We start from the raw sequence: 13,264 nt of genomic DNA on the forward strand, positions 1-13,264 counted from the left end.
GCACATTGACTTCAGTTGACTGAATTCTAAAGTTGCCAGAATGGTAATGACGTGTTTCTATCATATCTGGAAAATGCTATAATTTCAGTAACTAGTTTTTGGAAGGGAGGATCCCTGTTTGTCGTTAAAGCGCCGAATGTCTGCGTTGATTTTCGTGGATTCGTTTATTGTCTTATTTTCTATTTATATTGGTTATTTTTTCTTATACCCAGTAGATAATCCCTTTGCACAAAGTTACTTGCTTGTAAGCTCCTTGGCCATCTTCATAGCGCACCATGCATTCGCCTTATACTTTGGTTTATACAAGAAGGTTTGGGAATATGCCTCTGTTCGTGAATTGATGTCCATTGCTTTAGCAGTAACCTTATCGATCATTGTCGTAGCAATAGCCCAACTCGTATTTACGGGCAATGTAATGATGCGAGCGTTGATTATCACGTGGATGCTTCACATCATCTTAATCGGTGGTTCACGATTATCTTGGCGTATCACGCGGGACAATGTCTTAACTCCTAGAAGACATACCCATAAAAAACGCACGATGATCATTGGAGCTGGCTCTGCGGGAACCATGGTGGCACGTCAATTGCTACGTAGCTTTGACTCACCACTTTACCCAGTAGCGTTTATCGATGATAACAAAAACCGTACAGGTCTTGAAATCTTAGGGATGCCGGTATTAACCGATACGACATTGCTGAAAGAACATGTACATAATCTAGACGTTGAGCATATCATCATTGCGATTCCGTCACTGGATAAGACCACTTCAACGGTACTCAAACAACGTGCCATTGACACAGGCGCTAAGGTCCAGGCTATGCCACTTATTGAAGATCTTCTTACTGGGAAAGTATCTGTAAGTGATATTAAAGACGTTAAGATTGAAGAGTTGCTCGGTCGTGAAGAGATTGAACTGGATCTTAATGCGATTTCAGAAAAGATTACGAACAAGACCATCCTGGTAACAGGAGCTGGTGGTTCCATCGGGTCTGAGATTTGTCGCCAGGTGCTTCGTTTTAATCCGTCTAAGCTGTTGCTTCTCGGACACGGTGAGAATTCGATTTACTTAATAGACATGGAATTGAAAGAAAAGGTTCCTCAAGGGACAGAAATTATACCGGTAATTGCCGACGTGCAGGACCGTGAACGTATCTTTGAAATCGTTCAGAATTACAAGCCAGATGTGATTTACCACGCAGCTGCACACAAGCATGTGCCTCTGATGGAATCCAATCCTGCAGAAGCAGTGAAGAACAATATTTACGGGACAAAGAATGTCGCAGAAGCGGCAGATACATTTGGAGTCGGTCACTTTGTACTGGTTTCTACAGACAAGGCGGTTAACCCACCAAACGTCATGGGTGCAACTAAGCGCTTCGCTGAGATGATTGTGCAGAATTTAGCGAAAACAAGTAAGACGAAGTTCGCAGCTGTGCGATTCGGCAATGTACTTGGTTCTCGCGGTTCGGTAGTACCGCTGTTTAAGAAGCAGATAGCTGCAGGTGGACCTGTAACGGTTACAGACCCTGAAATGACGCGCTACTTCATGACCATTCCAGAAGCTTCAAGACTTGTTATTCAAGCTGGAACGCTCGCTAAAGGTGGCGAAGTGTTTGTGCTAGATATGGGTGAGCCGGTGAAGATTGTAGATCTTGCGAAAAATGTCATTCAGTTGTCGGGTTATACGGTTGAAGAGATTGGTATTAAGTTCTCGGGGATTCGACCAGGCGAAAAAATGTACGAAGAACTTCTTGATCCGGCAGAGATTCAACAAGGCTTTGTGTTCCCGAAAATTCATATTGGGCGAGCGACTCCGATTGTGGCGACAGAGCTCAATTATGTGTTGGAGAAGTTGCCGACGATGGATGAGGGGCAGATCAAGGCGGTTCTTGTAGGACTTGCTAATCGGAAGAATGTTGGGAGTTTGATGGAGCGGAAGAAGGTTGTGGAGCCTTCGGTTTTGGTAAAGGTGTAAAATTCAAAAGATGTGTCAGCCTTCGGCCGACGATTAGATGACGAGAAGTACAGAATTTACGAAAATTATACGGTGACGGCTGTAAGAGTCGTGTACACTAAGTGTATATAATAGAAGAAACTACTGCAAAATGCACCCGGTGGAATGCCGGTGTGCGTTTTCTTATGAAGGGCAGACTCGTGTTATGTATGAACTTTTCAAGAGACTAATCGATTTAATATTATCTGGAGCTGCATTAATTACTTTGTCACCACTCTTTATCTTATTGGCAGTGTTAATCAAAGTAGAGTCAGAAGGACCAATCTTATTTAAGCAAAAGAGAGTCGGTTTAAATAAAACATATTTTAATATATTGAAGTTCCGAACGATGCGAATTGATACTCCAATAGATTCACCGACACATTTACTGGAGAAGCCGGATCAGTACATTACGAAAATAGGCAAATTCTTACGCAAGTCCTCGTTAGATGAACTTCCTCAAATTTGGAACATTTTCCGTGGGGAGATGAGTATTATTGGGCCACGCCCAGCACTTTGGAATCAATACGATTTGATTGAAGAACGTGATAAATATGGAGCCAATGATGTACCACCTGGATTAACTGGCTGGGCGCAAATCAATGGGCGAGATGAATTGCCGATTGATGTGAAAGCCAGGTTAGATGGGGAGTATGTGGAGAAGAAAAGTTTGTGGATGGATACGAAGTGTTTCTTGTTAACAATCTTGAGTGTTTTGAAGAGTGATGGAGTTGTTGAAGGAGTCAGTACTGAAAATATTGAAAAAGAAAAGTAGTGGAAAAGTGAAAATATTAGTTGTTTGTCAATACTATTATCCGGAGCCATTTCGTATCACTGATATATGCGAAGAGTTGGTGCGTAGAGGTCACAAAGTAACAGTGTTAACAGGTTTACCAAATTACCCTGAAGGAGAAATTCATCCGGAATATAAATTTGGTAAAAATAGAAATGAAACTATTAATGGAGTTCAAGTCAAACGAGTTTTAGAGATACCTAGGGGTAAATCTAAAGCTCAATTGTTTCTTAACTACTTTAGTTTCGCATTAAGCGGAAGTATTAAAAGTTTAAATTTAAAAAAAGACTTTGATGTTATTTTTGTAAATCAATTATCGCCTGTTTTTATGACTATACCTGCTATAGTTTACAAAAAAGTATATAATAAAAAGCTATTTCTTTATTGTCTGGATTTATGGCCTGCTAGTTTGGCTTCTGGTGGTATCAGTCAAGAAAACAGTATATATAAGATTATAAAAAAAATTTCTAAATGGATTTATCAATCGGCTGATGGAATAGCGGTAACGTCTAAAATGTTCATCAGATATTTTGACCAAGATTTGAAAGTGGATACTAATAAAATCAGTTATCTACCTCAATATGCTGAGGATCTTTTTGGAGAAGATAACACTAATAATAAACTAAACAATGATTTTAACCTAGTTTTTGCAGGCAACGTAGGTGTAATGCAAAGTGTAGAAACTATCGTTGAAGCAGCTAAGATTTTAAAAGAGAATAATAAAATCATATTTCACATTGTAGGTGATGGCACATCATTAGAAGGATGTAAGGCCTTAGCTACTTTGTATGAATTAGATAATGTGATTTTTTACGGTAGAAAGCCTATAACAGATATGCCTAATTACTATAATATGGCTGATGTAATGCTATTAACTCTGAAAAAAGATGATCTAATATCTTATACTCTGCCGGGTAAAGTTCAGTCGTACATGGCAGCAGGAAAACCCATTGTTGCAAGCATTGATGGGGAGGGGCAGCGTTTAATTAATGAAGCTAATTGTGGGTATGCTTCAGAAGCAGAGAATCCTAAATTATTAGCAGAGAATATTTTAAAAATGAGCACGGATGCTAAGATGGATTTACTTGGGATTAATTCATTAAACTATTATAGAAAAGAGTTTAATAAACAAAAATTTATGGACTCATTAGAAAGTGAACTTATATTATTGGGGGATTCAAATGTTTAAAAATAAAACATTATTAATTACTGGTGGGACTGGATCATTTGGTAATGCTGTAATGAACCGCTTCTTACATACAGATGTTAAAGAAATTCGTATATTTTCCCGTGATGAAAAGAAACAAGATGATATGCGCAAAAAATATAATGATGATAAATTAAAGTTTTATCTGGGTGATGTACGGAACGTTGATAGCTTAAAAGATGCGATGTATGGGGTTGATTACGTATTTCATGCTGCTGCATTAAAACAAGTTCCATCTTGCGAATTCTTTCCAATGGAAGCTGTGAAAACGAATATTATTGGAACGGATAATGTAGTAACTACTGCAGTTGAAGCAGGTGTTAAAAAAGTGATTTGCTTATCTACAGACAAGGCCGCTTACCCTATCAATGCTATGGGAATTTCAAAAGCAATGATGGAAAAAGTATTTGTGGCAAAAGCAAATAAAGTGGATTCAGAGAAGACATTAATTTGTGGTACGCGTTATGGAAACGTAATGGCATCACGCGGATCAGTTATTCCTTTGTTTATAGAACAAATCAAGGCTGGAAAAGATTTAACGGTGACAGATCCAGGGATGACTCGATTTTTAATGAGTTTAGAAGATGCGGTTGAGCTTGTTGTTTTTGCCTTCAAAAATGCAGAAGCAGGAGATATCATGGTTCAGAAGTCACCAGCATCAACAATTGGAGAATTGGCAACTGCATTAAAAGAGTTATTTAATGTAGACAATAAAGTTCGCGTAATTGGAACTCGACATGGTGAAAAGACATTTGAAACATTACTGACTCGTGAAGAGCACGTAGTTGCACAAGATATGGGTGACTTTTATCGCGTCCCAGCAGATAAGCGCGATTTAAACTATGATAAGTATTTTGTAGAGGGTGATCAAAAACTTTCATCAGAACATGAATATAATTCTCACAATACACATCGATTATCAATAACAGAGATTAAAGAGAAATTGTTGGCTCTCGACTATGTTCAAGAGGAGTTACGCAAATGGCAAACAAAGAATTAAATATTGTTATCACCGGCGCAAACGGCTTTATTGGAAATAATTTACTGAGTCAACTTAAGAACCAAGGCTATTCAAACCTTTCACTGATTACCAGAAATACCTCCAATGAACATATAAATTCAATTCTAAAAGAGACAAATTTTGTCTATCATTTGGCAGGTATCAATCGACCAATCAAGGAAGAGGAGTTTGAAATAGGAAATAGAGGTTTTACTCAACAAATAATAGATTGTCTAATTGAAGTAAACAATATAGTGCCAATTGTAGTTACTTCCTCCAAACAAGCTGCGAGTGAGAATGCTTATGGACTTAGTAAAAAAGCAGCAGAAGAAGCAGTTGAAAAATACGCTAAAGAAAATAAGATTGAATGCGGTATCTATCGCTTACCAAATGTATTCGGTAAATGGAGCAAACCAAATTATAATAGTGCGATTGCAACATTTTGTTATAATATTGCTCGCGACCTTCCAATTCAAGTCAATAATCCGAATGTAGAACTTACTTTAGTTTATATCGATGATGTAGTAAATGAATTCATCAAATGTTTAGAGGGTATGAACACTCTTTATAGAGAAGTACCAGTAATTCATAAGAAGAAGCTTGGCGAAATTGTTGAGTTAATTTACTCTTTTAAAGCTTCACGTGAAAATAGAAGCCTTCCGAAATTAGACAATCCATTTGAGAAAAAGTTATATAGTACATATTTAAGCTTTTTACCTGAAGATCAATTCAGTTATGAGTTAAAAATGAACGTGGACCACCGAGGTTCCTTTACGGAGTTCATTAAAACTGTAGATAGAGGTCAAGTTTCTATTAACATTTCTAAACCAGGAATCACAAAAGGTAACCATTGGCATCACACAAAAAATGAAAAATTCTTGGTCGTGAGTGGGAATGGAGTTCTTCGATTCCGCAAGCCAGATGAAGAAAAGGTTATTGAGTACTTTGTAAGTGGTGATAAGTTAGAAGCTGTAGATATTCCTGTAGGTTACACACACAATATCGAAAATTTAGGAGAAACAGATATGGTGACGGTTATGTGGGTAAATGAACCATTCGATCCTGATAATCCGGACACCTATTTCTTGGAGGTTTAATGTGAAGAAACTAAAAGTAATGACGGTAGTTGGTACGAGACCAGAAATCATTCGTTTATCAGCAGTCATCAATAAATTAGAAGAATCAAATGCAATTGAACATATTCTAGTTCACACAGGTCAGAACTATGACTATGAATTGAATGAAGTTTTCTTTAAAGACTTTAACTTGAAAAAGCCTGATTATTTCTTGAATGCAGCTACAGGTACTGCTGTTGAAACTGTTGGAAATATCTTGATTAAGATTGACCCGATTCTTGAAAAAGTGAAACCAGATGCATTTTTAGTGTTGGGCGATACGAATAGTTGTCTATGTGCTATTGCGGCGAAACGTCGCCAGATTCCAATATTCCATATGGAAGCAGGAAATCGTTGTTTCGATCAGCGTGTTCCTGAAGAAACAAACCGTAAAATTGTTGATCATGTAGCAGATATCAACCTTACTTATTCAGACATTGCACGCGAGTATTTATTACGTGAAGGTTTACCAGCTGATCGCATTATTAAAACTGGTAGTCCTATGTTTGAGGTTTTGAATAGCCGTAAGGAAGAAATTGCGAATTCAGATGTATTAAAACGCTTAAAACTAGAAGAGGGTAAATACTTTTTAGTATCTGCACACCGGGAAGAAAATATTTCTTCTAATAAGAACTTTATGAACTTGGTTGAAACATTAAATACAATCGCTGAGAAGTATCAATATCCAATTATCATCAGTACGCATCCTAGGACGATGAAGATGATTGAAGAAAAAGGGGTTAAATTCCATAATCTTGTTCAAACATTAAAGCCGTTAGGGTTTATTGATTATAATAAATTACAAATTAATTCTAAAGCAGTTTTAAGTGATAGTGGAACGATTAGTGAGGAATCTTCGATTCTTAAATTTAAGGCTTTAAATATTCGTGAGGCTCATGAGCGACCAGAAGCTATGGAGGAAGCAGCCGTTATGATGGTGGGGCTTGAGAAAGAGCGGATCTTGCAGGGACTTGAGATTTTGGAAACTCAAGACATGGATACGCTTCGATTAGTGGCGGATTATTCTATGCCTAATGTTGGAGATAAGGTAATTAGGATTATTATATCTTATATTAATTATGTGAATAAAGTTGTTTGGAGTAATGAAAAATGAGAAAAAAAATTTGTTTGGTTTCCCTTGGCAATCTTTATTTAAGTCCTTATATTGAGAAGTATTTAGAAAATATTGATTGTGACTATGATCTTATATATTGGAATAGGCATGGACTCAAAGAGGATAACCAAAATGCGAAAAAGATTTATAGTTTCGATTATGAATTGACCGAAGATAAAGGGAAAATTATGAAGTTAATAGGTTATATAAAATTTAAAAATTTTATGACTCGAATTCTAAATGAAAATCAGTATAGTGGAATAATTCTTCTTCAAACAAGTGTAGGTATTTTACTTTTATCAATACTTAAAAGGAGTTACAAAAAAAAATATATATTAGATATTAGAGATTATACTATGGAAAAAAATCCATTGTTCTTAAAAATAATTAAATGGCTAGTGAAAAACTCAGCATACTCTATTATATCTTCAGATGGTTTTAAGAATTTTTTGCCAGAACATGAATATATACTTGTTCATAATGATATTGCTTTAGACACTAATAAGTTTATTGAACTTAAAAACGAGGAGAGAAGCGAGAAACAAATTAATATTTCATGCATTGGTTTAATTAGATTTCATGATCAAAATATAAAAGTAATAGACAAATTTAAAAACGATGAAAGATTTAGATTGAAATTCATAGGTACTGGTGCTTTAGCTCTAAAGGAATATTGCTACAAAGTTAAAGCACTAAATGTAGAATTAGTAGATCGTTTCCCTACTGAAGAAACATTAAGATATTATTTAAACACAGATTTGATTAATAATTTATACGGAAATAACTCACCTTTATTAGATCATGCATTATCAAATAAATTATATTATGCAGCTAAATTAAAAATCCCAATATTAGTCTCACCAAAGACACATATGGCTTCGGTAGTTTCAAAGTATGGTTTGGGATTTGTATTTGACCTAGATGATTATGACTCTGCAAATGATTTGTATGAATTTTATGAAAGCATTAATCGGAAGGACTTTGAAATGAATTGTGAGAAATTTTTAACTAAGGTTAATGCAGAAAACGAGTTATTTAAAAGGACAGTAAGTAAATTTGTTGAAGATTTAAAGTAATGATAATTTTAATCTAGAAAAGTATACTTCATGAAAATAATCAAAATAAGGTGGTTATTATATATTGAGAATAGTACATGTTGAAGATCATTTTGATCCGTCAGCTGGATATCAAATTAATGAGTTATTATTGGCAAGTAAGAATTTTGATGATGATGTATACCTTCTCTCATCAACAGATATGAGTCCATTTCATAAATTATATGATTCAAAAATGGATGAAGCTTATGAAAAAAAAACTGGGGTGAAAATAATTCGCCTAAAAGTTAAATTTAGAATGTCATCAAGAATTATTATGGAGAATTATTCAAAGATAATAGAAGATTTGAATCCAGACCTTGTTTATTTACATGGCATTGGAGATTTTAAAGATTTAGTATTATGGAGAAAAAAAAAGCCATATAAAATTGTTAGAGATTGTCATATGTCTTGGGTAGCTTCGAGAAATAGGCTAAGAAAATTATATTATATATTTTTCAGATTATTTTTTGCTAACAAAATTAATAATACTAATAAATACGAAAAGGTATATGCTTTAGGATTAGAAGAATGGGAATATTTAAATAGGCTAGGGGTCAATGATGAAAAAATTCAACTTTTGCCTCACGGGTATAGTGACGAAACAATGTATTTTGATTATTCTTCTAGAGTAAGCCTCAGAAAGCACTATAATATTAATGAAAATGAAATATTAATATCTTATATTGGGAAATTTAATATGTATAAAAGACCTGATCTTATTCTAAAAATGGTTGAGCAATTATTATTATACAATAATAATTTGAAAATAAATTTATTATTTATTGGTTCTAAAGAACCTAAATATATGGATAGTGTATTTTTACCTAAATATAATCAATTGAGAAATAGAGTGAATATTATATTGGACGATGCGAAAGAGTATGAAGAACTTTACAAGTATTTTTCGACTTCAGATATTTGTATATTCCCTAAAGAAACATCATTAAGTTCAATCCATGCTCAAGTCTGCGGGTGTAAAGTTATTATGGAAAATCACAAATCTAATTCAGAAAGAGTAATAGATAAATCAACATTATTTGAAGTGGATGATTTAGAAGGTGCATCTAATATTCTTATGAATTTAATAGAAAATCATAATCATGATAGACCAGACTTTATTAAACAACTTAAACATTTGGAATATAAAAATCAATTTAATAAAATTAAAGAAAATTTATAAATATATAAGTGTTGGGGGAAGCAGTATTTGAAAAATATAATTCTTTTTATTGCTGTGTTTAGTATAAACTGTTTTTTCATATTCAGTGGAATTTTAGGACTGGAATTCAATGATTCCAATTCAAATTTAGTGTATATTGCATACAATTTTTTTATAGCAATAATTATTTACATAATTTATCTTAAACATATTACTAATTATGGATTGACTTCTAGATTAGAACCTCTAATCTATTTTTTAATACCATATTCTATAATTTTACTTTTTTTTCTTGGTATATTATTTAAAGGGTATTTAGGAAATCAAGAAGCTATATGGTTTGGCTATTTCATCCTATGGTCTGTCCCAGCTATTTTAACAGCGATAATTATAGACAATGAAAATAGATATTTATCTTTTAACAGACTTATAGAATTTTTTATGTTGATTGCATCTCTAAATAATATATTAACAATTTTGCTTCCAGCTTTATGGGGAACATATGATAGATCTATAAGTTTGTTAAATTATCAAGCTGCTTCATACATAGCAGCATTTTCATTCGGGCTTTCCATATATTTTTTGTTTTTCAATAAAAATCATACAAATTTTTCATTCTTGAGGAACAAACTATATTTGCTATTTTTGTCAATTATATCTATTTTTAACCTTATTTCCGTAATTCTACCAGGTGGGAGAGGTGCTCTTGTTCTCTCAGTACTTTATTTATTATTAACCATTTTATTTTTATTGAAATTTAAATATTACAAAAGTTTACTCTACATAGTCATGGTATTAACAATCTTTTATTTTAGTTTTCCAACCTTACTTAACAATTCTTCTATAAATACTGGATTTAAAAGAGCAACAGAATTTTTAGGTGATGGGTTGAGAATCAATTGGGCTGGTACATCAGATAGGGATTTAGTATATTCCAACGTAATATCATTAATTAGTGAAAATCCTATTTGGGGATATGGAATTTTTTCTTATTGGAATTATTCACCTAATCCTCATAATATTTTTCTGGAATTTATGCTTTCAGGAGGAATATTATATAGTGGTTTAATGAGTATTGTTTTATTATTAATAATCTTTAAAGTTTTTAGATTAATAAAATTTAATAGTAGTGATTTGATTTATCTATATATTCTAATCTTTCCTCTAACAATATTAATGTTTAGTGGAAGCTACTTAATAACCAGTGAATTTTGGTTTATCACTACGCTTATTTTATTAAAATCTAGAAAAGCGATTAAAGTTGAAATTAAGTAAATAATTTTATTGAAATTTTACTTTAATAAATACAATATTAAGTCAAATTTAAGGAGTATAAAATGACGCCAATAGTTTCAATATGTTGTATTACTTATAATCATGAAAAATATATTAAAGAGACATTAAAAAGTTTAGTAAATCAAAAAACAACATTTGAATATGAAATTATTGTTCACGATGATGCTTCAACTGATAATACAAGGAATATAATTGAAGAATTTAGAAAAAAATATCCTGATCTGATAAAAACAATTTATCAAGATACAAATCAATATTCACAAAAAATACGTATCTTGTATGAGCATGTTATACCGAATGTAAATACAAATTATCTTGCTTTTTGTGAAGGGGATGATTATTGGGTTGATAAAAACAAATTACAAATTCAATTTGATTTTCTTGAACAGAATCTTGAATATAGTTCATGTTTTCACGGAGTAGTAAAGGTCAATATTAGTGGAGAATCTAATGGTGGATTTCTGGGCCCAGTAAATAGAGGCGATAAAGATTATACGTTAAGTGATGTGGCTATGGGGGGAGTTTTACATTTATCATCATTATTTTTAAGAAATAGTGTTATTAAAGATGAAATTCCTCAATGGGCAACTAAGACTGCCAACAGTGATTACACATTAGCAGTAATAAGTAGTGCCACTGGTAAAATCAGATTCTTCGATCGAATTATGTCTGCTTACAGAGTAGGTGTCGAGGGATCAGCTATGACAAAAGATAGAGAAGAATACTCTAAGTCAAATATTATTAGGAAATTTAAAGAGCGAAATGAGATTTTAGAAGAAGCTAATAGATATTATAAATTTAAGCACAATATTGAATTTACCAAAATCATTAATAATTATGAGTTAAGAATAAATATATTGGAAAAAAAATATAAATTTTTATTGGATAGAAAAATATTTAGTTATACTAAAAATTATAAAATTTCATATATTTTAAAAGTTGGAATGGTTACTTTATTTCCTAATATAATTGAAAGTATATTAAGAAAATACCACTCTTTGAAAATAGCATTCAATAAAAAACTATGAAAAAATCTCTTAAAAAAACAACTTTAATTGGATTTTTTTGGACGCTAATTGACTTTTTTTCTTCTAAAGGATTAACTTTAATTTTTCAAATTGCTCTTGCAAGACTTTTGACTCCGGAAGAATTCGGACTTATAGGACTAATTTTAATATTTATTGCTATATCAAATGCTTTGGTGAATAGTGGTATGCAAAGTGCATTAATACGAGAACCTGATATCAAGGACATACATTATTCAACAGTGTTTTTTTTCAATATTACCATATCAATACTCATCTATATTCTTCTATTTTTAAGTGCTCCATATATTTCTGAATTTTATGATCAGCCTTCTTTAGTTTCACTAATTAGAGTACTAGGTTTAGTCGTACTTATTAATAGTCTTAGTATAATTCAAAGAACTATGTTAATAAGAAATCTGAATTTCAAAGTAGAAAGTATAATTAATTTGTCTTCTAATTTGCTTTCTGGAAGTATTGCTTTACTTTTGGCATATATGGAGTTTGGAGTTTGGAGTTTGATATTACAAATTATTTTAAATAATTTATTTCAAAGTATTTTGTTAATTGTTCTCAATAAGTGGACTCCAAAACTTAATTTTGATTTTGCGATTTTTAAGTATTTATTCAATTTCGGTTGGAAATTATTACTTTCTGGCCTTATAAATACCTTTTATCAAAACTTTTATAATATTTTTATTGGAAAATTCTATAACATTAATATGGTTGGATATTATACTCAAGGGAAATTACTCGCTGATGTTTCTTCGCAAATAATAACCACAGCATTGCAAAAAGTTACATACCCTGTTTTAAGTAAAATACAGAATGATGATATAATTTTAAAACAAAATTATAGAATATTAATTAAGCTTTCATCATTTATAACCTTTCCAATAATAATAATATTAATAGTGTCCTCTAATTCCTTTATAATATTATTATTAGGGGAAAAGTGGATGAGTGCTATACCCTTTTTCCAAATCATTTGTTTTGCTGGTATTTTTTATCCTATACATGTAATAAACTTGAATCTGCTGCAAGTTAAAGGAAGATCTGATTTAGTTTTAAAGCTAGAAATTGTAAAGCTTTTAGTTAACACAAGTTTAATAATTCTATTCTTATCATTTACTTCTAACATATATATTTTGATCAGCACATTTGTAATTTCTTCATTTTTGGCATTATTTATAAACGCACATTACTCAGGAAAATTTTTAAACTACGGGTTTTTATCCCAGGCTAAAGATGTTTATAAGTATTTAATTAATGCGATTTTAACTGGTGTAACTCTTTATATAACACTGCTTTATTGTGAGGAGCTACATGAAGCGTATAAAATGATTATATTATTTGTTACTGGATTAATATCTTATATTATTTACTCTAAAATTACCAAAGTTGACAAGGAAGTATTCGAATTGAGTAGAAAATTTTTAGCTTGAATATTTATTAATAGAAA

The 13,264-nt window shown here is 32.1% G+C and carries 11 protein-coding genes; all 11 read left to right on the forward strand.

What is annotated here, in order from left to right; all coding sequences use genetic code 11:
• The first annotated feature begins 118 nt into the window (after positions 1 to 118).
• The 11 genes from MKY84_RS04830 (at position 119) to MKY84_RS04880 (ending at position 13,247) form a co-directional block, all read left to right on the forward strand.
• Entirely contained in the window at positions 119 to 1,978 is a 1,860-nt protein-coding gene (locus tag MKY84_RS04830) for a nucleoside-diphosphate sugar epimerase/dehydratase (protein WP_342528155.1), read from the forward strand.
• Positions 1,979 to 2,162: 184 nt separating this feature from the next.
• Positions 2,163 to 2,771 carry a sugar transferase gene (locus MKY84_RS04835; protein WP_342528157.1) on the forward strand — a complete coding sequence of 203 codons (609 nt, stop codon included), beginning with the start codon at positions 2,163 to 2,165 and terminating at the stop codon, positions 2,769 to 2,771.
• Positions 2,755 to 3,978, forward strand: coding sequence for a glycosyltransferase family 4 protein (locus MKY84_RS04840; RefSeq protein ID WP_342528159.1), 1,224 nt, complete (start codon positions 2,755 to 2,757; stop codon positions 3,976 to 3,978). The genes MKY84_RS04835 and MKY84_RS04840 overlap by 17 nt, the downstream gene beginning before the upstream one ends.
• Positions 3,971 to 4,996: a polysaccharide biosynthesis protein gene (locus tag MKY84_RS04845; protein WP_342528161.1), complete on the forward strand. Its 1,026-nt coding sequence runs from the start codon at positions 3,971 to 3,973 to the stop codon at positions 4,994 to 4,996. The genes MKY84_RS04840 and MKY84_RS04845 overlap by 8 nt, the downstream gene beginning before the upstream one ends.
• Positions 4,978 to 6,093 carry an NAD-dependent epimerase/dehydratase family protein gene (locus tag MKY84_RS04850; protein WP_342528163.1) on the forward strand — a complete coding sequence of 372 codons (1,116 nt, stop codon included), beginning with the start codon at positions 4,978 to 4,980 and terminating at the stop codon, positions 6,091 to 6,093. Before MKY84_RS04845 ends, MKY84_RS04850 begins: the two co-directional genes overlap by 19 nt.
• 1 nt (position 6,094) lies before the next feature.
• Positions 6,095 to 7,225: a UDP-N-acetylglucosamine 2-epimerase (non-hydrolyzing) gene (wecB, locus tag MKY84_RS04855; protein WP_342528164.1), complete on the forward strand. Its 1,131-nt coding sequence runs from the start codon at positions 6,095 to 6,097 to the stop codon at positions 7,223 to 7,225.
• Positions 7,222 to 8,301: a capsular biosynthesis protein gene (locus MKY84_RS04860; RefSeq protein ID WP_342528165.1), complete on the forward strand. Its 1,080-nt coding sequence runs from the start codon at positions 7,222 to 7,224 to the stop codon at positions 8,299 to 8,301. Before wecB ends, MKY84_RS04860 begins: the two co-directional genes overlap by 4 nt.
• Positions 8,302 to 8,365: 64 nt before the next feature.
• Positions 8,366 to 9,502: a glycosyltransferase gene (locus MKY84_RS04865; protein WP_342528167.1), complete on the forward strand. Its 1,137-nt coding sequence runs from the start codon at positions 8,366 to 8,368 to the stop codon at positions 9,500 to 9,502.
• Positions 9,503 to 9,529: 27 nt separating this feature from the next.
• On the forward strand, positions 9,530 to 10,756 hold the full coding sequence (locus MKY84_RS04870; RefSeq protein WP_342528168.1) for an O-antigen ligase family protein: 1,227 nt from the start codon (positions 9,530 to 9,532) through the stop codon (positions 10,754 to 10,756).
• Positions 10,757 to 10,818: 62 nt separating this feature from the next.
• Complete coding sequence (locus tag MKY84_RS04875) at positions 10,819 to 11,805, forward strand: glycosyltransferase (RefSeq protein ID WP_342528170.1); 987 nt, start codon at positions 10,819 to 10,821, stop codon at positions 11,803 to 11,805.
• The gene (locus MKY84_RS04880; RefSeq protein WP_342528172.1) at positions 11,802 to 13,247 is read left to right on the forward strand and encodes a lipopolysaccharide biosynthesis protein; all 1,446 of its coding nucleotides are present in this window, start codon (positions 11,802 to 11,804) and stop codon (positions 13,245 to 13,247) included. Before MKY84_RS04875 ends, MKY84_RS04880 begins: the two co-directional genes overlap by 4 nt.
• Positions 13,248 to 13,264: the final 17 nt, after the last annotated feature.

This window comes from Chryseomicrobium sp. FSL W7-1435 (assembly GCF_038595005.1).
Classification (GTDB): Bacteria; Bacillota; Bacilli; order Bacillales_A; family Planococcaceae; genus Chryseomicrobium.